Source organism: Amycolatopsis dendrobii, assembly GCF_014145675.1.
In the GTDB taxonomy this organism is placed as follows: domain Bacteria; phylum Actinomycetota; class Actinomycetes; order Mycobacteriales; family Pseudonocardiaceae; genus Amycolatopsis; species Amycolatopsis dendrobii.
The window spans coordinates 260191-282808 of record NZ_JACGZW010000001.1 but is presented as its reverse complement, the minus strand read 5'-3'; the positions used below and the strand labels follow the sequence as shown (position 1 = coordinate 282808).

Annotated in this window: 14 protein-coding genes; 10 read left to right on the top strand and 4 right to left on the bottom strand. The window is 69.6% G+C overall.

Going from position 1 to position 22618, the window contains the following annotated elements:
* The first annotated feature begins 2 nt into the window (after positions 1 to 2).
* Genes H4281_RS01250 through H4281_RS01215 form a run of 8 tightly spaced genes read left to right on the top strand, consistent with a single transcriptional unit; the run spans position 3 to position 14170 of the window.
* Complete coding sequence (locus H4281_RS01250; RefSeq protein ID WP_182888991.1) at positions 3 to 7586, top strand: non-ribosomal peptide synthetase; 7584 nt, start codon at positions 3 to 5, stop codon at positions 7584 to 7586.
* Positions 7586 to 8941 carry a serine hydroxymethyltransferase gene (glyA, locus tag H4281_RS01245; protein WP_182888990.1) on the top strand — a complete coding sequence of 452 codons (1356 nt, stop codon included), beginning with the start codon at positions 7586 to 7588 and terminating at the stop codon, positions 8939 to 8941. Before H4281_RS01250 ends, glyA begins: the two co-directional genes overlap by 1 nt.
* A gap of 3 nt (positions 8942 to 8944) precedes the next feature.
* Positions 8945 to 9997, top strand: a complete 1053-nt coding sequence (locus H4281_RS01240; protein WP_182888989.1) for a homoserine dehydrogenase — start codon at positions 8945 to 8947, stop codon at positions 9995 to 9997.
* A complete protein-coding gene (gene gntD / locus H4281_RS01235; RefSeq protein WP_182888988.1) occupies positions 9988 to 11043 on the top strand; it encodes a guanitoxin biosynthesis L-enduracididine beta-hydroxylase GntD in 1056 nt (351 codons plus the stop codon). Before H4281_RS01240 ends, gntD begins: the two co-directional genes overlap by 10 nt.
* Before the next feature lie 10 nt (positions 11044 to 11053).
* Positions 11054 to 11449, top strand: coding sequence for an ACT domain-containing protein (locus H4281_RS01230; protein WP_182888987.1), 396 nt, complete (start codon positions 11054 to 11056; stop codon positions 11447 to 11449).
* A complete protein-coding gene (locus tag H4281_RS01225; RefSeq protein WP_182888986.1) occupies positions 11442 to 12182 on the top strand; it encodes a thioesterase II family protein in 741 nt (246 codons plus the stop codon). The genes H4281_RS01230 and H4281_RS01225 overlap by 8 nt, the downstream gene beginning before the upstream one ends.
* Positions 12183 to 12206: 24 nt before the next feature.
* Positions 12207 to 12917, top strand: a complete 711-nt coding sequence (locus H4281_RS01220; protein ID WP_182888985.1) for a Fe2+-dependent dioxygenase — start codon at positions 12207 to 12209, stop codon at positions 12915 to 12917.
* A 26-nt stretch (positions 12918 to 12943) separates the two neighbouring features.
* Positions 12944 to 14170 (top strand): cytochrome P450, encoded by a 1227-nt coding sequence (locus H4281_RS01215; protein WP_182888984.1) that lies wholly within the window; start codon positions 12944 to 12946, stop codon positions 14168 to 14170.
* Between the two features lie 8 nt (positions 14171 to 14178).
* Here H4281_RS01215 and H4281_RS01210 read toward each other — a convergent pair whose 3' ends face one another.
* Positions 14179 to 14619, bottom strand: coding sequence for a HEAT repeat domain-containing protein (locus H4281_RS01210; protein ID WP_182888983.1), 441 nt, complete (start codon positions 14617 to 14619; stop codon positions 14179 to 14181).
* Positions 14620 to 14702: 83 nt separating this feature from the next.
* On the opposite strand from H4281_RS01210, the gene H4281_RS01205 reads away from it, so the two are divergent.
* On the top strand, positions 14703 to 15932 hold the full coding sequence (locus H4281_RS01205; protein ID WP_220506574.1) for a cation:proton antiporter domain-containing protein: 1230 nt from the start codon (positions 14703 to 14705) through the stop codon (positions 15930 to 15932).
* 829 nt (positions 15933 to 16761) lie between these two features.
* On the opposite strand, the gene H4281_RS01200 is transcribed toward H4281_RS01205, so the two are convergent.
* The 3 genes from H4281_RS01200 to H4281_RS01190 all read right to left on the bottom strand — a co-directional run bounded on the left by H4281_RS01200 (position 16762) and on the right by H4281_RS01190 (position 21002).
* A complete protein-coding gene (locus H4281_RS01200) occupies positions 16762 to 17394 on the bottom strand; it encodes a VanZ family protein (protein ID WP_182888981.1) in 633 nt (210 codons plus the stop codon).
* Positions 17395 to 17997: 603 nt separating this feature from the next.
* On the bottom strand, positions 17998 to 18282 hold the full coding sequence (locus H4281_RS01195) for a DUF4235 domain-containing protein (protein WP_182888980.1): 285 nt from the start codon (positions 18280 to 18282) through the stop codon (positions 17998 to 18000).
* A gap of 572 nt (positions 18283 to 18854) precedes the next feature.
* Positions 18855 to 21002: a HEAT repeat domain-containing protein gene (locus H4281_RS01190; RefSeq protein WP_182888979.1), complete on the bottom strand. Its 2148-nt coding sequence runs from the start codon at positions 21000 to 21002 to the stop codon at positions 18855 to 18857.
* Positions 21003 to 21545: 543 nt separating this feature from the next.
* Here H4281_RS01190 and H4281_RS01185 point away from each other — a divergent pair.
* Positions 21546 to 22049, top strand: a complete 504-nt coding sequence (locus H4281_RS01185; RefSeq protein WP_182888978.1) for an acyl-CoA thioesterase — start codon at positions 21546 to 21548, stop codon at positions 22047 to 22049.
* The last annotated feature ends 569 nt before the right edge of the window (positions 22050 to 22618 follow it).

The following is a 22618-nucleotide window of genomic DNA, read 5'->3' as shown; positions in this document are numbered from 1 at the left end:
CGGTGACCACACTGGTCGATCTGCTCCTAGCCCGGGCAGACCGGGCGCACGGGTACGAGTTCGCCGGTCCGGAGGGCAGCACTCAACTGCCGTTCCGAGTGCTGGCCGACCGGGCCCGCGCGCTCGGCGCCGACCTCGCCGCGCGCGGTCTGGCCGGCGCGCGGGTACTGCTGATGCACCCGCACGGGCCGGAGTTTGTCACGGCGTTCTTCGGATGTCTGTTCGCCGGTGCGCAAGCCGTTCCCGTATTTCCTCCGGATCCGGCCGATCTCGACCGGACGCTGCCGCGGCTGGCCGCCGTCATCGCCAACGCGCGTCCGGCCGCTGCGCTCACCACCACCGCGTTGACGCCGTTGGCGGAGTCGCTCGGCAACCGGCTGCCGCCGCTCGAATGGCTCGCGAGCGACGCAGTCGATCCGGCGCTGGCCGACTCGTGGGCACGTCCTGACGTCCAGCCCGGCGCCACGGCGTTCCTGCAGTACACCTCCGGATCGACCGGCACGCCCAAGGGTGTCGTGCTCAGCCATGAAAACCTGTTGCACAACAGCGGTCTCATCACCGAGATCTTCGGGGAATCCAGCGAAAGCCGCGGCCTGAGCTGGCTCCCGCTGTACCACGACATGGGCCTCATCGGCGGCGTCCTGCAGCCGCTGTTCGCCGACTTCCCGGTGGTGCTCATGTCACCGCTCGACTTCATCGCTCGGCCCCTGTGGTGGCTGCGCGAAATCTCCGACCGCCGGATCACGACCAGCGGCGGCCCGAATTTCGCCTACGACCTGTGCGCCCGCAAGTTCGCCGCGAATGCTGCGGCCGGACTGGACCTGTCGAGCTGGCGGGTCGCCTTCAACGGCGCCGAACCGATCCGTGCGTCCACTATGGACCGGTTCGCTGAGACCTTCGCGCCGTATGGGTTCCGCCGCCGAGCGTTCCTGCCCTGCTACGGTCTTGCCGAGGCGACGCTCATCGTCACCGGCAAGCCCGCTTCCGAGGACGTCCGCGTCCGCGAGGTGAGCGCGTACGGGCTGGCGAACGGGATTGCCACGACCCCGAAGTCCACAGTGGACTCGCTGTCGCTCGTCGGCTGCGGCGTCGTCCCGGCATCGCTCGAAGTGTCAGTCGCGGATCCCGAGTCCGGCGAGCCAGTCGCGGACCGCACGATAGGAGAAATCCGCGTCGCGGGTCCAACGGTCGCCGACGGGTACTGGGACGAGGCCGAGCAGGATCAGCCGACGTTCGCCGCCGATGGCTGGCTGCACACCGGCGATCTCGGCTTTCTCGCCGACGGCGAGCTTTACGTCACCGGCCGAAGCAAGGACCTCATCGTCATCCGCGGACGCAACGTCTACCCGCACGACATCGAGCAGGCCGCGGTCGAGGCGCAGCCCGCGGTGCGTCCGGGGCGAGTCGTCGCGTTCGGGATCGACGACGAGGAATCCGAGCAGGTCGTGGTCGTTGCCGAACTCTCCCGCGCCGCGGAACCGGGCACGGTGGCAGCCGACCTGCGTCGCGCGCTCGGCGGTTCACTGGACCTCCCGATCCGTGAGGTGGTGCTGACGCCGCCGGGAAGCATCCCCAAGACCTCCAGCGGCAAAGTGCGGAGATCCGCGTGCCGCCAGGACTATCTCGACAACCGGCTGCCGCGGCTGGACAGCAGCGCCCCGAGTCCGGCCCCGATTGGCCCGCAGCGGCTCGCCGACCGACAACACGCCGCGATCCTCGATTACCTGCGCGAGAGCGTCGAGCACGCGGTCGGCTCGAGCAGCATCGACACCACCCGTCCGCTGGCGCTGCTCGGCCTCGACTCAGTGGGCTCGGTCGAGTTGCTGCACCGGATCGAGGCGGATCTCGGAATCGAGCTCCCGGTCGCCAGCGCGCTCGCCACCTCCCTGACCGACCTCGCGACGGCCGTCGCCGACCGGCTTGCGGAAACCCCAGCCGCTCCCGTCGCAGCTGCCTCTGCGGCTGACCTGCCTACCGAGCCGCAGCAAGCGATCTGGTTCCTGCAGCAACTCGAGCCAGACAGCCACGTCTACCAGCTTGCCCGCGCCTTCACCGTCGAAGACGGCGAACTGGACGTCGAGGCCCTCGACCGCGCGCTGTGCCTGCTCGTTGCCCGGCACGACGCGCTGCGCACGGCTTTCGGCAACGAAAACGGCCGTCCGCGCTGCGCGGTGATGCCCGCCCCTGCCTCGGTTCTCGAAGTCGAGCACGTCACCGGCGATCTCGACGCGCGACTGGCCGAGTGCGCGCAGCGGCCCTTCGACCTGGAAAGCGGATCGCTCTTCGCCGCGTCTCTGCTCATCCCCGCCGACGGCCGCCCGGTACTCCTGCTCGCCGCGCATCATCTCGCCGTCGACCTGTGGTCGTTGCCGATCCTCGTGCGCGAACTGCAGCAGGCGTATCCGGCACTGGCGGCCGGCACAGACCCGGATCTGCCGGCCAGCCCTTCGTTCACCGCGTATGCGAGCCATCATGCCGGAGTCCTGGCTGCCAAAGGAGCGCAGCTGCGCCGGTACTGGCTGCACCAGCTCAACGGCGACCTGCCCCCGCTGGATCTCCCGGACCTGCGTCGGCGACCGCCAGTCCAGACCAATGCCGGCGCCACGCACCGGCAGACGCTTTCAGCTGATCTCGCCCGCGCCGTCCGCGACCTCGCCACGGCCGAAGGCGCCACGCCGTACCTGGTCGTGCTCTCCGCTCTCCAAACCGTGCTGCACCGCTACACGGGAGTCGACAGCGTGCTAGTCGGCACGCCGGTTGCCGACCGCCGCCGCCCTGCCTTCGCTGCCACCTGCGGGTACCTGCTCAACACTGTGGTCGTACGCGCCGAACTCGGAGACAATCCGACGTTCCGTGCGCTCCTCGGTGCCAACCGCGAGACGGTCGACGCCGCGCTGACGCACCAGGCCTATCCGCTGGCCAGGATCGTCGCCGACCGCGCAGATCGCGTCGACCCGAGCAGGCCCGCACTGTTCCAGGTGATGTTCACCCTCGAACAGGCACCCGGCGACGACGGCCTGGCCGAACTGGCCGTCGACGAACCCGGTGTCTGTCTGGGACTCGGTGCCAGCACGCTCGTCAGCCGCTCACTGCCGCATCCCGGCGCCGCGTTCGACCTGGCGCTCCGCGTCGCCCGGTCCGGCGATGCCTGGGTGGCGTCGTGGGAATACAACACCGACGTCCTCACCTGCGGTCTTGTCGCCCGACTAGCGGATCATCTCGCGACGCTGCTGGCCGATGCCCTGCGCCGGCCCGAGCGGCGAATCGGAGACCTCGCCATGCAGACCGGACCGGAACGCGACGCGGTCCGCCGGTGGAACGCGACCACAACGAGCTTTCCCGCCGACCGCACGATGCCCGAGCTGATCGCGGAGCGCGCCAGGCAATGCCCAGACACCGTGGCGGTCCGCTCCGGAACGACCGCACTGACCTACCGATCGCTGTTCAGCCGCGCCACCGCCGTCGCCGAACACCTGGTCGCGGAAGGCGTCGGCCCCGAGACACCGGTCGGCATCTCGATGCCCCGTTCCGCCGACGCTGTCGCCGCAATCCTCGGAGTGCTGCTGGCTGGCGGCGCTTACGTGTTCACCGACCCGGACGCGCCCCCGGAGCGTGTCGGGCACATCCTGCGCGACGCCCGGGTCGCGACCGTGCTCACCGAAGTGCCCGACGCAGCACCCGTCGGCGCGCCCTTGCCCCGTGCAGTGCCCGACAACCTCGCCTACGTGATGTACACGTCCGGCTCGACCGGACGGCCGAAGGGCATCGGCGTCAGCCATGCCAATCTGGTGGCCTCGACCCATGCGCGGCGGGAGTACTTCCCGGATCGGGTGCGGAGTTTCCTGCTGATCTCGTCGCTGGGATTCGACAGCTCAGTGGCCGGGCTGTTCTGGACGCTCTACGACGGCGGCACGCTCGTGCTGCCCGAGCCGGGGCACGAGCAGGATCCGGAGCATCATCTTGAGCTGCTGCGCGCGCACCGGATCAGCCACTTCGAGAGCGTGCCGTCGCTCTACCGGATGCTGCTGCGTCTGCTTGAGCCTGGAGATCTGCCGGAGTTGCGCTCGGTCGTGGTCGCCGGCGAGGCCTGCCCGCGCGAGGTGCACGAGGCGCATCGCACCGCGCTGCCCGCTACCGCCTTCGTCAACGAATACGGACCGACCGAAGCGACAGTCTGGTGCAGCGCGCACCGCGCAGCGACCGCGACCGACCGCCCGGACGTCCCGATCGGCGTCCCGATCCCGAACGCGACGCTGCATCTGCTCGACCGGCACGGCAACCCTGCCCCGCCGGGCGCGCTCGGTCAGATCCACGTCGGCGGCGCGGGCATCGCTCGAGGCTACGCAGGACAGCCGGGTCTCACCGCCGACAGGTTCCGGCCGGACCCGTTCGCCGAGGCGCCCGGGGCACGGGCGTACCGCACCGGCGACCTCGCCCGGCTGCTGCCGGACCGGACGCTCGAGTTCGCCGGCCGCGCCGACCGCCAGCTGAAGATCCACGGCGTACGCATCGAGATCGCCGAGATCGAGGCCGCGCTGCGCGCCTGCCGCGGCGTCGCCGACGCAGCGATCCGGGAAGTACGCCGCCCGGACGGCGATCCCGCCCTCGTCGCGTATCTGGTGGCCGCAGGCGCACCGCCGTCGGCTCGCGAGCTGCGCGACGAACTGCTGCAGCGGCTCCTCAGCGCGATGATCCCGGCTGCGTTCTGCTGGCTGCCGGAACTTCCGCTGACCGCTCGCGGCAAGCTCGACGCGAGCGCACTGCCGGAAATCGACCTCGACGGGGTTGGCGACGGCGAGTCCGCCGAGCCGACCGGGCAGGTGCTCGCGGGCATGTTCGCCGACCTTCTCGGCGTCGGACACGTCGCGCCGGACGACGATTTCTTCGCCCGGGGCGGGCATTCGTTGCTCGTCATCCAGCTGGTGGCCCGAATCCGCGCGGCGTTCGGTGTCGACGTACCGGTGCGATCGGTGTTCTCTGCCGCCACGGTCCGCGCCCTCGCGAAGGTCGTCGACGACGCACTGGCCGGGGAGCGCGACCTCGTGCCCGCGCCCGTCCCCGTCGCGAGCGACGATCCCGCCCCGCTTTCCTATGCCCAGCAACAACTGTGGTTCCTCGACCGGCTCTGGCCGGGAACTCCGACGTACAACGTTCCCGTCGCCGTGCGGATCAGCGGCAACCTCGACCACGACGCCTTGGACCGCGCGGTCGACGCTGTCGTCCGCCGCCACGCCGCGCTGCGGACCACCTTCGCGACATCCGAAGCCGGCCCGGTCCAGCAGGTCGCCGACACGGCCGCTGTCTCCATCGAGCAGGTCGAGTGCACGCCGGGCACCACAGTCGAAGGACTGGCGAACGAACTCACCGAACGCACGCGATTGCCGTTCGACCTCGCGCGCGGGCCGATGCTGCGGGCCACCCTCTACCGTCTCCGCGAAACGGAGCACGTGCTGTTGCTGGTGATGCACCACATCGTTGTCGACGGATGGTCGCTGGCTGTGCTCACCGACGAGATCGCGGCCGGGTACACGAGCGCGTTGCGCGGTGTGGCCGACCCGGTCGCGGATCCCGTGATCCAGTACCCCGACTTTGCGGTGTGGCAGCGCACGCACCGCACACCCGACCAGCTCGCCGGCTCCCTGGACCACTGGGCAGAGACGCTCGCCGATCCCTCGCCGCGCCGGCTGCCGGCCGACTTCGCGCGGCCCCCGGTGCAGACGTTCGCCGGCGCCAGCGTGCCCTGGCAGCTGCCCGCACCGGCGGTGCGAGGCTTGCGGGAGCTGTGCCGTGCCGCCGATTGCACGCTCTTCATGGTGCTGTTGGCAGCGTTCGGCGTCGTGATCGGGCGGAGCAGCCACGCCGACGACGTCGTGATCGGCAGCCCGACGTCCGGCCGCACCCGCCTGGAGACCGAGGATCTGATCGGGTTCTTCGCCAATACCCTCCCGCTGCGGGTCGACCTCACCGGGGACCCGACGTTCACCGAACTGGCCGCGCGCGTCCGCGGGGTCTGCGTCGACGCATACGCCCATCAGGACGTGCCGTTCGAACTGCTCGTGGAAACGCTGCAGCCGAGCCGGAACCTCGCACGCAACCCACTGTTCCAGGTCAACTTCGCGCTGCAGAACGCACCGCGGTCGCGGCCCCGGCTCGCCGACCTCGACGTCGATCTGGTGGACGTCGAAACAGAGACCGCGATGTTCGAACTCACCGTGTCGCTCTGGGAATCCAGCGACGCGCTCGAAGGCTATTTCGAATACAACCGGGACCTGTTCGCCGCGGACACCATCGTCCGCATCAGCGAGGAATTCGCCGAACTGCTCGCGGCGGTCGCGCGCGAGCCGGACCGTCCGCTGTCCGCCTTCTTCCGGTCTGGTCCGCTGCCCGTTGCCGCGCGGCCGGCGGACGTCCCAGACATCCTCGACGTCCTGGGCGCCGTCCGCGACCATGCACCCACAACCGTCGCGATCGAAGGCCTCGCCTATGGCGAACTCGTCCAGCAGGTCGACCGCCTCGCCGCCGACCTGGCCGAGGCGAGGCCCGGGATGACGGTCGGCCTGCGGGTCACCAGCGCCCGCGACTGGATGGCCGGCCTGCTCGCCGTGCTCGGCACCGGCGCCGCGTGCGTGCCGATGGACCCGGCCCGCCCGGACTGGTGGGACGAGCAGGTGCGCACCGACGCGCGTCTCGCCTTCTTGCTCGACGACAAGGGCGTGCACAGGCTCGATGCCAAACCGTCCGTGCCGGAGGAAACGGCGCTGGTCTGCTACCCCGACGACGCCTCAGCGGGGATCGTGCTCAGCAAGCACACCCTCGCCGCGCGCACGGTCGCGACGGGACCAGCCGACGCCGGACCGGTCGATGCTCCGCTGTGGACTGAACGCGCGGTGCGCGGATGTCTGTCCGCCGTCTTCCGCGGACGGCAAGTGCTCCTCGCCGACCTGTCCCCCGACGTCAGCGATGGCAGTCTCGCACCGCTGTCGTGCGACTGGGATACCGGTCGTCCGTTGCCCGGCGCCCGGCTGGCGATCCTCGACCTGCGTGGCCGCCCGGCACCACCCGGCGTCCCTGGCGAGTTGCTCGTCGCCGGTCCGCTCGTCGCGGACGGCTTTCTGCGCCGCGACGACCTGGCTGATCTCGTCGCCGTGCCGGGAGATCCAGAACCGTGGGCACGGACCGGGATCCTCGCCCGAGCCGATGAGGCGGGCCGGGTGGAGAACCTGGGGCTGATCGAACCGCCGGACGAGGACAACGGGCAGGACGCTCCGTTCGTCGCCCCGCGGACGCCGATCGAACGCGTCGTGGCCAGCGCGTTCGCCGATGTGCTCGACCGGTCGCCGATCGGCGTGCAAGACGACTTCTTCCGGCTCGGCGGGCATTCGCTCGCCGCGACCCAAGTGCTGCTGCGGCTCCAGGCGGTGTTCCGGGTCGAGGTGCCGATCCGCGCGTTTTTCGAAGACCCCACCGTCAACGGGCTCGGCCGCGCCGTCGCCGCGCTCGACCCGCAGCCCGGCCAGTCCGCACGCATCGCCGAGATCTGGGCTCGCATCAAAGACCAGCCGCGCCACGTTCCCTCGGAGGCCTGATGACCAGCAACGTATTCCCCGCCCTCGGGCGCCTGCCCGACCTCGCCAGAGCCGGGATCGACGGACTGCGCACCACCGACCCGGACCTCTACCGCATGCTCGAAGCGGAGTACCGGCGCCAAACCGACACTCTGGTCATGGTCGCCTCGTGCAGCGTGGTCGACCCGTCGGTGCTGGTATGCAGCGCCAGCCCCGCGGTCAACGTAACCGCCGAGGGCTACCCGGGCCGGCGGTTCCACGCCGGCTGCGCGCAGGTGGACGAGATCGAGCAGCTGGCGATCGACCGCGCCTGCGCGCTGTTCGGCGCGCGCTACGCCAACGTCCAGTCGCACTCGGCGTCGGTGGCGAACGAGGCAGTGCTGGCCGCGCTGATGCGGCCCGGAGACCCGCTGCTCGGGATGGAACTGCGGCAGGGCGGTCACCTCACGCACGGCGCGCCGGCGTCGATGTCCGGACAGCTCTACGATGCGCACGGCTACGGACTGGGACCCGACGGCGGCATCGACTACGACCAGGTGCGCTCCATCGCGCATCAAGTGCGTCCCAAGGTGATCGTCTGCGGTGCGACCGCTTACCCCAGAGCAGTGGATTTCCGCCGGTTCCGGGAGATCGCGGACGAGGTCGACGCGATGCTGATCGCCGACATCTCGCACATCGCCGGACTGGTCGCGGCCGGGCGCCACCAGAACCCGATCGACCACGCGCACCTCACGACCACCTGCACCCACAAACAGCTGTTCGGCCCGCGCGGCGCGCTGATCCTCAGCGGCCGCGACTGGGACCGGCCGGTCGGCGGCACCACGCTGGCGGCGCGGATACAGCGCGCGATCTTCCCGTTGTTCCAGGGCGCGCCCGCAGTCAACACCATCGCGGCCAAGGCATGCGCGCTCGGCCGCTGCGCCACTCCGGCGTTCGCCGAACTGGCCGGCCGGATCGCCGACGACGCACGGGCGCTCGCGGACGCCTTCGGCAGGCTCGGCTACACAGTCGTCTCCGGCGGCACGGACAACCACATCGTGCTGCTGGATCTCACACCGCTGGGCATCAGCGGCCTCGTCGCCGAGAAGGCGCTCGAGTCGGCCGGGATCATCGTCAACAAGAATCACATCCCAGCCGATCCGCGCCCGTCTGCGGTCACCAGCGGCCTGCGCATCGGCACGAACACACTCGCCGCGCGAGGCGCGCGCCCGGCCGACATGTCCCGCTGCGCCGGACTGGCCGACCGGGTGCTGCGAGCCGTCCAGCCCGTCGACGACCGCGACCATGTGCTCGACCCGTGCATCCGGGCAGAGGTCAACGCCGAAGTCGTCGAACTGTGCCGCGCCTGGCCCCTGCCCGGATACCCGGCGGGCTGAACGATGGCGACAGAACCGAAAACCTGGCGGCTGGCGCTCGCCGGCGCGGGACACGTCGGCGGCGGCGTACTGGACATCCTCGACGAGCAGGGCGAGGCACTGGCAGCCGAGCACGGCGTGCGGCTGCTCGTGACCGGTGTGGCGGAGTTCGGCGGCGGCGCTGTCGACCCCGCTGGACTCGAACTCGCCGTGCTGCGCACCGCTCTCGCCGAACGTCGGCCGCTCGGCGAACTGCCCCGAGTCGGCGTCTCCGGTCTGACCCCGGTCGAAATGCTCGACCGCGCAGAGGCCGACATCCTGCTCGAAGCGACGCCGGTCGACCTCGTCGACGGCGAACCCGGCCTCTCCGCTGTCCGGCACGCGCTCGGCAGCGGAAAGCACGCCGTCCTCGCCAACAAAGGCCCGGTCGCCCTGGCGTACGAGGAACTCTCCGCGCTCGCCGCCGAATACGGCTCGATGCTTCGATTCAGCGCGACCGTAGCCGGGGCGCTGCCGGTCGTCACGATGGGACAGCGCGATCTCGCCGGATGCCGGATCACCCGGATGGAAGGAGTCCTGAACGGCACCAGTCACAGCATTCTGCGGGCGATGGAACGCGGAATCTCCTTTGCTGACGCCGTCCGCGACGCCCAGCGGCGCGGAATCGCCGAGGCTGATCCGAGCCTTGACGTAGACGGGCACGACGCGGCCTGCAAACTGGCGATCGCGGCGAACGCCGTGCTGCGCATGCCCTGCACGGTCAAGGACGTCGCAATCCGCGGGATCCGCGAACTCACCGCCGACGACGTTCGCGCGCCGCTGGCCGACGGCCGCCGGCTCGTCCTGCTGTGCTTGGCCGAGGCCGACGCGACCGGTTACCGGCTCTCGGTCGAGCCGGCACCCGTGCCGGACGACCACCCGCTCGCGCGGCTGCACCCCGACGAGATGGGGATCGTGTTCCACACCGACCGGAACATGCGGATCTCCGCGGCCAGCCTGGAACCTGGCGCGGAACCGGCATCCGCCGCGATGCTGCGCGACGTCCTCGACATCAGCCGGAGCACATCATGCACTTGACCACAGCGGACACCCTCGCACGGTTCGCGCTGACTCGGCGAGAAGTCGACGAGATCGAGGGACTGCTCTCCCGCTTGATGTCCCGGCACGATCGCGCCGACAACCCGGGATTCCTTGCGGCAGCGGCACTCCACGCACAGGAGCTGCCGCTGCGGCTGCGCAGCACCTTGGGCGCCATGCGCACCCGCGAGACGAACGCCGCATGCGTTGTCAGCGGGCTGCCGGTGAACGACGCCGCGATCGGCCCGACCCCGCGGCATTGGGCCCGCCAGCCCGACCGGGGCTCGACGCTGCGCGAGGAGCTCTGGCTCGTGCTCGTCGCCTCCTTGCTCGGCGAGATCTTCGGCTGGGCCACGCAGCAGAACGGCGCGGTGGTGCACGATATCTCGCCCTCGCCCGGCCACGAACACACACAGCTCGGCAGCGGGAGCAGCGAAACCCTGGCATGGCACACCGAGGAGGCGTTCCATCCGCTCCGGTGCGACTATCTTGCTCTGCTCGGGCTGCGCAATCACGACCTGATCCCCACCACCTTCGCCTCGATCGGCGACGTCACCCTCGATTCGGAAGTACGCGACGTACTGTTCCAGCCCCGTTTCCGCATCCGGCCGGACGACTCGCATCTCGCGGCGGAGGACCGGACCGCGGAGATCCCGCCGGGCCGCGAGGGCACGCTGCTGCTGGCCGCGCGAGACCGCGTCGACCAGATGAACAGCAGCCCGCAGCGGGTCGCTGTGCTCTCGGGCGACCCCGTCGCGCCCTATCTCGCCATCGATCCCTATTACATGGACGTCCCGGGTGACGACCCGCCGGCGCGCGCCGCGCTCGACGCGATCTGCCGGGCGATCGATCGCCGGCTGCGCGAGATCGTGCTGCGGCCCGGCGACATTGTGCTCATCGACAATTTCCGCGCTGTCCATGGCCGGGCGTCCTTCCGCGCTCGCTACGACGGCACCGACCGCTGGTTCAAGCGCGTCAACATCACCCGCGACCTCCGCAAGTCCCGTGCCCACCGCCTCGCCTGCGATTCGCGGGTCGTCTACTAGGAGCAGCCCGATGTCCTCCCGAACGCTCCGGTCCGTCCCCGGCAGATACTCCGTATGCCGGCTGCCGCCCGCCGCACCGATCCCAGGCGACGCGCTCACCCGGTCCGCCGATTTCCTCAGCGTCACGCGCACGAGCGACGAGCTGACGGTCATCTGTGCCGAAGACGTCCAGGTCCCCGGAGCGGTCCGCGACAGCGGATGGCACTGCCTGCGGGTCGCGGGCATGTCGGGACTCGACGAACCAGGCGTGCTCTCGTCAGTCGTCGCGCCGCTGGCGGACGCCGGGCTGAGCGTGTTCGCGGTCGCCACCTACGACACCGACTACCTGCTGGTCACTGAGCTCCAAGCGGCCTCGAAGGCGCTCGCCGCCGCGGGACACCGCGTTGTGGGGCCCGCAGATGACTGACCCCGGCCGCTGGATCATCCGCTGGCCCGCGCCGCTGACGCCGCGGCTTCGGCTGCTGTGCTTCCCGTACGCCGGAGGCGGTGCGTCGGTTTACCGGCCATGGCGGGAGCACCTGCCGCCTGATGTCGAGCTGTGCGCGGTCCAGCTGCCCGGCCGCGAATCCCGGCTCAGCGAACCGCCCTGGTACCAGCTGTCCGCTCTGCTCCCGCAGTTGCACCGCGGCCTCTCCGGACTGCTGGACCTGCCCTACGCGACCTTCGGCCACAGCCTGGGCGCGCTGGTGTCATTCGAGTTCGTCCGGCAGCTGCGGCGCTGCGGGGACCCGCTGCCCCGGCACCTGTTCGCGTCCGGCCGCGGCGCCCCGCAGGTCCCGGTCCGCTCCGAACCCATCCACCGGCTGCCCGACGCGGAGTTCGTCCGGGAGATCGCACGTTTCCGGGCGACCCGGCCCGAGGTCCTCGCCGATCCGGACCTGCTCGAACTCGTACTGCCCGCGCTGCGCGCCGACTTCGCGCTGAGCGAGCGATACCGCTACCGACCCGAACCCCCGCTGCCCTGCCCGATCACCGCGTTCTACGGGATCGGCGACCCGTCCGTGCGGAAGGACGACGTCAGCGCGTGGGGATCCCAGACCAGCGCCGCCTGGCGCGTGCGCGCCATGCCGGGCGATCACTTCTTCCTGCGCCCTGCGCAGCCGCGGCTGCTCGCTGAGATCGGCTCGTCCCTTGCCTGACCCGCCTGCTTCGGAGGAACTCCCATGTGGCCCACCATTCGCGTCATCGACAACTTCCTCGACCCGACTGAGCTCAAAACAGTGACCGGCAAGGTCGGCGCGGCGCGGTTCGTCGACGGGCGGGTGAGCGCCGACGGCGGCAGCGCCGAGGTCAAGAACAACCAGGAAATGGCCTCGGAACAGCAGTACGTCGAGGTCGTCAAGATCGTCGACCGAGCGGTGCGGGCGAACCTGGATCTCAACAACTCCGTGTTCCCGCGGTCGATCACCCGCGCGATCATCAGCCGGTACGAAGACGGCATGGCGTACGGCACGCACATCGACTCGCCGATCATGGGGTTCACGGTGCAGAACGAGGCATACGGTCCGTTCGGCCAGAACTACGTCCGCAGCGACTTCTCCATGACAGTGTTCCTGGCCGAGCCGGATACCTATGACGGAGGCGAACTCTCGTTCGGCAGCCCGTGGGGCACGCACACCTACAAACTGCCCGCCGGGTCAGCAGTCGCCTACCCGACCGGCCTGCCTCACCAGGTCACCCCGGTGACCAGGGGCGTGCGGCTCGCCGCCGTGCTCTGGCTGCAAAGCATGATCCGCGACCACGAGCAGCGTCGGCTCGCCTCGCAGCTGAATCTGCTGGCAACCCGTCTCGAAAGCACCGAAGCCGGCTCCGCCAACGCCCAGCTGGCCCGGGAACTCGCGGCCACCGCCCTCCGGATCAACGCCGACATCTGACCTGCCCGGCAGCTGAAAGGCCCCCGATGAACAGCGGCACTCCCGACGTCCTCGAGGATCTCGCGAGAATCGACCTGACCGACGCCCGGCTCTATTCCGACGACCGGCCGGAGCGCGCGTGGAAGCAGATGCGGGAATTCGGCAGGCCGATCCGGTCCGGCGGTTTCCGCGAGCACTGGGCCGTCACGCGGTACCGGCACATCCAGGAAGTCCAGCGCAACGCGCACCTCTTCTCCTCGCAGAAAGGCATGCACCTGGGCGAGAAACCCACCGACGATAAAGCCGGCGCGGCCGCGGGCGGGTTGTCGCTGCTGGTGACCGACGACCCGGCCCACGCAGAAATGCGGAAGACGATCAACACGTCGTTCACACCGAAATTGCTGCGCAAGCTCACCGACAGCACACTGCAGATAGCGCGGGACCTGGTGTCCGCTGTACTGGACCAGGGCACGTTCGACTTCGTCGAGAAGGTCGCCGCGCCGCTGCCGACGATCGTCACCTGCGAACTGCTCGGCGTGCCCGACGACGACCGCGATCATGTCAAGGAGCTGACGCAGGCGGCCTTCAGCGGGTCCGGTTACACCACCTCCAACGCGCAGATCGCCGCGCACACCAAGCTGTTCGGCTACTGCCACAAACTGCTGGCCGCGAAACGCCGCCGGCCGGGGAACGACGTCGCTACCGTTCTCGCGAACGCGACGATGTACGACCAGCCGATACGGCCCGAGATCGCAGTGATGAACTGCCACGACCTGATCGCGGGCGGCAACGAGACGGCACGGCACACGTCGAGCGCCGGCGCGCTCACCCTCGTCACGGACCCGGGCGAGTGGGCGATGCTGCGCGCCGGGCGCGCCGACCCGGATACCGCGACCGAAGAGATTCTCCGGCTCGGATGCCCGGTCAGCCACGTGATGCGGGTCGCCACCGAGGACGTCGAGATCGGCGGAACCCGCATGCACGCCGGGGAATTCGTCACCCTGTGGCTGAGATCGGCCAACCGCGACCCCGAGGTATTCGATCGTCCGGACACGCTCGACTTCACCCGCAAGCCCAACCGGCACCTGACCTTCGGGCTGGGTTCCCACTACTGCATCGCGGCGTTCCTGGCGCGGCTCGAAGTGGGCTCGATCGTCAAAGCGATGCTCGAACTGGTCGGCACGGCCGAACTGCGCGGCGACCCCGTCCACCTCGAGTCGAACTTCTTCCGCGGGTACCGGTCCCTGCCCATGGCCTTCACGAGCCGCGCGTGACCCGCCGCTCAGGCCCCGGCCTGGGTCAGCAGCACGACCGCGCGGCGGGCCGCCTCTCGCACCCGAAGCACCGAGTCGTCTCGAAGCGCAGCCGCGGCTTCGAGCGCGTCACCCAGCAAATGCCGTGCAATCACCTTCAGCCCCATCTCGCGCACCCGCCACGACTCATCCTCCAGCGCGGCGAGTATCGCGGGCGTAGCGGACTCCTCCCACGCCCACAGCAGGCCGCGCGCGCCCCACACCCGGAACCAGTAGAGGTCGTCGTGCTGGGCGCCGTCGAAGAACTTGTCGGCGCCCGGACCGCCGAGCGCGCGGATCAGCGATTCGTCGACCGGTTCCCCGACAATCAACTTGGCGCATCCGTCCACGACTGCGGGACGCCCGCGACGCGCGCACTCCGCCTCGATGCTCTGCTGCGGGGTCAGCGACCAGACCGAACGACCAGGCACACCTTGATTATGCGGCACCCGGCCGAATCCTGTCGAATCCGCAGCGCGCCGAGCAAAGGGGTCTCCGCGTGAGTGAGCACCAGGTGGCGTTCCTCCTGCTCGACCTCTCGCTCATCATCGCGCTGGCCAGTGCCGCCGGATTCCTCGCACGGAAACTGGGCCAGCCTCCGGTCATCGGCGAAATCATCGCCGGCATCGCCCTCGGCCCGACCCTCTTCGACGGCGCTCTGACCCGCACGCTCTTCCCCGCCGACATCCGGCCCTTCCTCCACACCCCGGCCAACCTCGGCCTCGCCCTGTTCATGTTCCTGGTAGGCACGGGCATCGAGCACATCGGCAGCCGGAGCACCCGCCGGGCCACTGCCGCCGTCGCGATCGGATCGACCGCACTGCCCTTCGGACTCGGCGCCGCGCTCGCCGTCTACCTCGCCGGACACCACCATTCGACCAGCCGTACCGGATTCATCCTGTTCATCGGCGTCACCCTGTCGATCACCGCGTTCCCCGTACTCGCCCGCATCATCGCCGAACGACACCTCACCAACACCGCCGTCGGCGCGATCGCGCTCTCCTCAGCCGCTGCCTGTGATGCCGTCGCCTGGGCCATGCTCGCGTTCGTTCAAGCCCTCTCCACTCACAACTTCGCAGCGCACTGGCAACCCTTGCTCCTGATCCCGTTCATCGCCGTCATGTTCATCGGCGTGCGTCCCCTGCTCACCCGGCTCCTCGCCAGCACCAACCCCGCGGCGGCGACCGTGACCGTCGTCTTCGTCGGCACCCTCGCCACCGCGGCGGCCACCCAACTGATGGGCCTGCACCTCGTGTTCGGCGCGTTCCTCTTCGGCATGATCATGCCCAGAACCCTGACCGGCCGCGCCCGCGAAACGATCACCCGTCCGATCGAGTTCGCCGCACGACAACTGCTTCCGGTCTACTTCGTCATCGCCGGCTTCAACGTCGATCTCTCCCGCCTCGGACTCGCTGGCATCGGCGACTTCTGCATGATCGTCACCCTTGCCGTCCTCGGAAAATGCGCCGGCACCTACGCAGGAGCACGCGCCGGCGGGCTTCCCTCCGAACGAGCAGCCGTCATCGCCAGCCTCATGAACACCCGCGGGCTCACCGAACTCGTCGCACTCGGCATCGGCCTACAGGCCGGTCTGCTCGACCAACAGCTCTACGGCGCAATGGTTCTCATGGCCGTCGCCACCACCGCGATGGCCGGCCCCATGCTCTCCCTCATCGCCTGCCGCGCCCGGCAGAAGGGCCTGGACCCCTATCGCGAAGTCCAACTGGCCCGGACCGGCGACTAGGGTGTCACCTGCAATCAGAATTGAGCACACACGCGCCCGCTGTTAAGCGCACAGCACAATGGTGAAAAAGAAGGAAATCTGCGTCTAAATCGGCGGGCAAGCATCGGTTCACCCCGATGGGCGATGTGAACTTTATCGCTGGACGCGTCACTGTCTCGGCCGAATTCTGCAGGCCAACCGTCGGGACTTGGTACGCGTCGAGCCGATCAATATCGACACACACTGGCAGGATCGGAGTGGCCGCGCACGGAGTCAGCGCAAGTACGCTCCGGCGATGCGCCGGGGTACCCGTGGTCCGCGCGGGAGCCCGCCGTGGTTGTCGAGCGAAAGCAGGGGCGGAGCCGACCGGTCAGTTCCCTCGGACCGCCCGCCGAACCCAGCGTGCCCATTACTGAGCACCGGACTCCCCGCATGGCCCGGTTGGGCGACCGGCATTTCTATCCGGCACCGAGCCAGGACCCTTTGTGCCGGGCACGATGGACGACAGACGCTGATGTCGCCGACCCGGCCGGGCGCGTTTCCACCCTTCCGAAGGTGCCGAACGCGAACTGGGCGCTGCGTTGGCGGGCAGCGTGATTCCGACGCGAGCGCGTGGATCAAGCTGCCGCAGTCGACGCCGACCTTGTTGCAGCCGCCTTGCCGTCCGGGGCAAGGTCGAGCCAGCAACGACACGTCCGGATAGTCCTGGGCGTGGTCGTGTGCTGCTCGTCTCGTACGCGAAGCTGGCCCGCTGAAGTTGCCGCCATTTGGCCGTCCGTCGCAACTTTGCGTGCGGCCGAACGCAAGCGGGCATCGTTCACGGAGGCGCGAACAGGCCGTGCCCACGCTTCTAGAGCAGATCGGGGGCGCGCGATTCCGAGTTTCCCGAGCGAGCCGCAGTGCGAGACTCCGGCGGCCCGGCAGCCGGAGTTCCCGGGCCGGAAGCTACGGCCTCGCGAGGGCGAGGGATCACCGGGGAGAGAGCACGCCAAAGACCGCGAGTCAGACTGGCGCTGGCGGTGGCGCCGATCGTGTTCAACAGTACGTCGTCGGTGGCGCTGACCCGGCCGGCGTCCAACAGGTACTGCACGGCTTCGATCCCGATCGAAACGAGCGCCGCCGCCGCTGCTACCCGTGCGAGCGACTGCAGCCGGGGCACCCGAAACGGGACCAGCGCCGCGAGCGGTGCCAGCAGCACCAGGTTTCCCGCGATCTGCCAACCCGCGTCGTTTCCCAGACCGGCGACGTCCTGGCCCGGAATCAGGTGCAGGGCACTGCCTTCGCCGTCCCCGGCGGGTGCCGTGACCAGGACGACGACCAGCCCGCCGCAGAGCAGGATCGCCGTGTCGATGGCGGCGGTGAACGTCGCGATCGAGAGCGGCAAGCGCCGGCTCCTGCGCACCGCCAGCACAACCCACAGGATCTGCGACACCGGCAACGCAAAAACCGCCACCGGAATGATCCGTTCGACCACCGTGTCCATCCCGCGCCTCTCCCCTGAACACCTTTCGCAAGATCACCTTCGCATCGGTCAGGGAGAGTGTCGTGTCGTCGCGATCACCCGAGTTGGTGGACGGCCGTATCGCCGAATGCTCTGTCTTGCAGTGGGGTTCGACCAGCCGTTCACCCGACGGCCGGGGGATGCAATTACGCCATTCGTGTAGTGCCGGGGACTCGGGGCTGGACACGCTGGCCGCGGTGCGTGCGAGCGGGATGGGCGGCGTAGCGGCAGCCGTTTCTGTCACATTGCTGATTGCGAGCATCGGGGGGATCTGGATTCCGAAAGTCAGCGCTTTTCCTTACGTGACTATCGGACTGGCGGCGACCGGCGTGGCACAAGGGCTCGTCCTGGGCCACTGCGACCGCCTCTGCCCCCTTCGGCCAGGATCCAGAGCGAAAGAGCCTGAAGTATTACCCGACCTGGGTGTGTCGCCTGCCCGGGGGCGCAAACCGTGTCACCTCAGCTGCGACTCAGCAACCGGCCTGGGCGCGCGTCCCGGCCTCTGGTTCTGCCCGGCAACGCCCCACCTGCCGGGGTCCCGTCCGCGCCGAAGGCTGACCGACCCGCTGGATGCCGGTGCCGATCTCAGTCGCTGTCGTGTTTGGCGGTGTCGCCGGGCCACTGACCGGTGAGCTTGTCGTAACCGGTCGCGCCGCCTCGGTCGACAGCTGCCTTCACCAGGCCGAAGATCGCTCCTTGGACGGACGCAGCCAGGAGCACCTCGCCCCATCCCCGGTCTTTCTGGGTCGGGGCGGGCACCTCTTCCCTGCCGGAGATCAGCTTCCACACTCGTTCGAACACCGCGTTCGCGGCCAGACCGCCAAGCACGCCGAACAGCATGCCCAGCGGGCGGTACAGCAGCTTGTTCATCTTCACTTTCCTTCCGGACGACCTTCCACAGCGCACAATCGCGGCGTTCTCGCTCAGCCGGGCCGGTCGATGTCGGCAAGGTTCATGACCGTCTCCTCTCGCTCGATCAAGCACTACCCGCTATCTCGAAGGTGTATGCGCGGCCTCGCTGGCGGTACCTGAGAGCTTTGCCGCCCGGGGGCTGGTCAAGCAGGCCAGAGGCGCGCACGTGCTCGTCTACGACGACCCGCTGCTCGCGCGCGGCGAGGGCAGTACCGCCGGGAGCCGGATCCGCCTTGCCTCCCCCGGCGCTTCACTAGGCCGCGACTATGTTGTCGCGGGCGACGGCGTCGAACGCCGATACCCGGTCGAAGCACGCGGCACGTACCGGGTCGCCGTCCGCAGCCAAAGCCCTGACGGACAGGGGGGCGGCCGGTGCGGGACGGCCCGAAGCACGGCCCGCCCTCGATAGTCGCTTGTGGACAGTCCTGGAGGAGCTGGGCGGGTTTCCGTTCCGGGTCGGCGCACAGCGAAGCCATTTCGGTCTGCGAACGGTGCGAACAATGTCGCGCCGCGTGCGTCGTCCTGTGCCGTCAGGAAGTGTTGGCCAGGATCGTGCGGCAGTCGGCGAGCAGCGATTCGTCGGCGGTGACGAATCCGTTGTAGACATCGAAATACTCGACGACTCCCTGCACAGTGTGCCGGCGAACTGAATCCAGCTCGGCGCGGGCCAGCGATGCGGCCGGACGGGCGGCGGGACCCAGTTCCGCCAGGCTGCGCGCCAAGGCAGGCATCAGCACCCGGTTCGTGCGCCACAACGTGACCAGCACCGCCGCTGCCGCGTCGGCGTCGCCGTCGATGCGCCACAGGGCGGTCGCCAGTTGGTAACGCACCCATCGGTAAGGGTCGGATTCGTCGTCGGCTTGGGCGAGCATCGTCCGCAACCGTGCGCGGTAGGACGTTGCTGCTTGGCCGAGGACGCCGAGGGCTTCCGCGGCGGCCGTGATCGCGTATTCGCCTCCGTCCAGGTGCCGGGCGATCGCGGGGAGCACGACATCGGCGTCGCCGGTGATGCGCCACAGCGCGACCGCCGCGCCGATGGAAGACTCCCGGTCTGGTTCGTCCAGCAGCGAACGGAGTGCCGGAACCGCGGCGGCGGCGCGAGGACCTATCTTGCCCAAAGCCGGCACGGTTTCCCGGATCTTGCCGTCCGAGAGGAGGGCCGCCATCTCCGGCACGGCTTCCGCGGCGGCGGCACCCATCTCCCCCAGCGCGCCTGCCAGTGCCTCGGCTTCCCCTGGGAAGTCCCGGATCCGGCGACGGATCAGCGGGACCAGATCGGCCGCGAGCTCGCCGAAACTGCCGATGGCGCTTCCGATCCCGGTGGGCAGCTGCTCTTGCTCAAGCACCCAGCGCAGGGCCGGCAACGCCCGCACGTCCCGCAATTCCGCCAGCACCGGCAGAATCGGGTTGAGATCGACGGAAACCCGCGCAGGCCCGGAGCCGCGCGGGCGCGAAGTCTTGATGAGCCAACCCGGTTGGCCGGACAGCGGGTTGCTCCGTTCGGCTTCCCGGGGCATCGCGTCGAGGGCCTGGCTCAGCGCGCCCGCCGCGGGAGCGGCCAGGACGCCGAATCCCGCCAACGCGGTCACTGCGTTCCCGGCCAGCAGCGGATGCTCGTCGAGCGCGTTTTCGCCGACCCGTGCGGCCAGCTCGTGGTAGTCGCCGCGCCAGCCGCGGACGAGGTCATTCGCCGCGTTCTGGGCGTCCAGGCGGCATTGCCGCCCAGCCGCCCCCGCCAGGCCGGTCAGCAGCCGGGCCCGGTCGCCGACCTGATCGCCGAAAGCCCAGCTCAGCTCTCGGACCGGCGAGGGTCCGTACGGCTCCAGGTCCTCCGGCAGGCCGCTCCGGTGCAGTGCCTTCCGCTTCCGCAACTCGCCGGCGAGCGTCGGCGGCGCGCCCGGGAGGGTCTCGAACGGGGCCGGCTCCGGCACGGGCTCGGGGGCGGCATGCTGGGCGGTCAGCAATTCCACCGCCAGCGCAAGCCTCTCGGCCGACAGCGTTTCCGTGCCGGAGCGGGCCAGCGCGGCGAGCGCGGCCAGCCGCACCTTCGGGGGCCCGGGCTCGGCCAACGCGGTGCGCACGCCGGAGAGGTCGATCTCCGCCGAGCGCCGGGCGAACGTTCCGATCGTGGCGACCAGAGCAGCCGCGACGGCCGGCACCGCTTCCGCGGCGAGCCGCCGCTGCACCGCCGCCGCGACCTCGGCCACCTCGGACCGGCGGGCGAGCAGTGCGGCGCCAACGGCCTCCCGGACCTCCACGTCGGAATCGGCCAGCAACGGCAGCAGTGCCTCAGCAGCGCCGCCCACTGCCGACGCTGCCTGCCCGTACCGCATGCGGTCGCGATCCGCCGGCGGCGAAGACCGTTCCGCACCGCCGATGCTGGCCAGCAGCCGCAGCACATCAGCGCGCCCGGGGAGACCGGGGCACGCGGCTACGCGCACCAGGAACGGGACGGCCGCGACCGTGCATTCGTAGACATCGCCCTGGTGGTGCACCGCCCCGTACATGCCGTCGAGCGCGACCTCCCGCACGGCCGGGTCGGCAGACACCAGCCCGCGAAGCAGCCCGGGGACGTCCCCCGCCGGTCCGTACGCGTGTTCCATCGCGATCCAGTCGATCTCGTCCAGCCCGGCGAAAACCTCAGCAGGCGCCTCGTTGTCCAGCACGTCGGTGATCATGCCACCGACCCCCGGCAAAACCGGCCGCTCTCGTCCTCGGTCCCCGTCCCGAGACCTGCCCCGAGCCGAAGCCATGCGACCGCCTCGTCCACATTTTCGCTCTGCCGACCGCAGGCGGCGGGATCGCGCTCACCGCGCATGGCGGAACCGGCGAAGGCAGCGGCCTGGTCGTGGACATCACCAACGCGTCACCGGAAAACGCGCAATGCGTTTCACTTTCACGTTTATGCCACCCTTCGCGTGAAGCCGGTGCAATCGCGCGGGGCACTCTTTCGGCCGTGCTAGGATCGATTCAGAGAGAGCATCCATCGAACGTCGAGGTGCCCGATCGACGCATTCACCTGAACCCGAGCGGAAATCGCTGCCCGATCGGGTTGTTTTGGCATGGCGACGGGCGATCCCCGGGCATGCGGGTGCGTCTCACCGGGACGAGCGGAATTCCGCGCACCATTTCCGCGGAGCCCTGAAGTTCCCCCGCTTTTCCGCCGCACTGACGTGCGGCTTTTTCGCGCAGGCCAACCAATGACCGGAAGGAATACCGTGATGAGCACCAGTTCGTCCGCGCCTTGTGCGCGACCGCTGATTCAGCGCACTTTGACCCACCTGGCCCAGCCCGCCGACCTCAACCACCAGGGAGACGTCGCGGGCGCGGTCATTTTCCGGCTGATCGACCACGCGGCCTGGCTCGTGACCCTCGAGTACAGCAACGGCCCGACGGCCACCCGCGCCGTGCAGCGCATGGAGTTCCTGAACCCCGTGCGAGAGGGCGGTTTGCTGCACGCCCGCGCGCAGATCGAGCGGGTCAACAACACCTCGATCGAAGTCCGCACCACGGTGACCGCCACTTACTGGTCGGGCTGGGCCGACGATCCCGAGGACCTCGCGGCGCCGCCGACGCCGGTGGCTTCCGCGGACTTGGTCTTCGTGGCGATCGACGTCACCGGAACGCCGCGGCCGGTGAACCCGGTGCCGGGGACCAGACTGTCGTCCGAGCACCTGCACCTGCAGCAGGAAGCGGCTTCCGGCTATCGCCGCTCCAGCCCGTAAAACGAATGCGGAGTTCTTGATCATTCAACGAGAAGGCGAAAAGCAGAGCAGGAAGAATAACCGCCTGCAGAACTCCCGAGCCGAAGTGTCGCTGAACGCCGTCAGAATTACCTGACCGGCGAGCAGCTTCTCAGCGACCGTTATTGATCGCGGAACAATCTGGCTGGCGGCGCGTCTAGTGCGTGCCGCCAGCCAGCTTCAGGCTGCCTCCGATCGGGTCCGGCGACACCTCTCCGGCAGGCCTCGTCAATGGAACGGGAAGAATCGCTGAACGGAATCCGAAGCGGGAAATGCGCCCGCGAGGGACCGTTTTCGCCGCTCAGCGGCACCCTGCTCGCCAGCCGCGCCGAGTGCGAAGGCGACGACACCCTGGGCGGAAGCGGACCGATTCGCCAAGCCATCGGCAGCGGAGCCGCTCCCCCGCATTCGCCGGTGCGGCCAGGCGGAGCCAGGGGTTTTGCCCGGCTTCTTTAGCCTGCGAGGTCTCCGGGAGGCAGGGCTCGCGGAGACCTCGCAGGCGATGCTGCTGTCGCCAGCGGCGCACCGCCAGCAGGCCGAGCCAGCCCAGC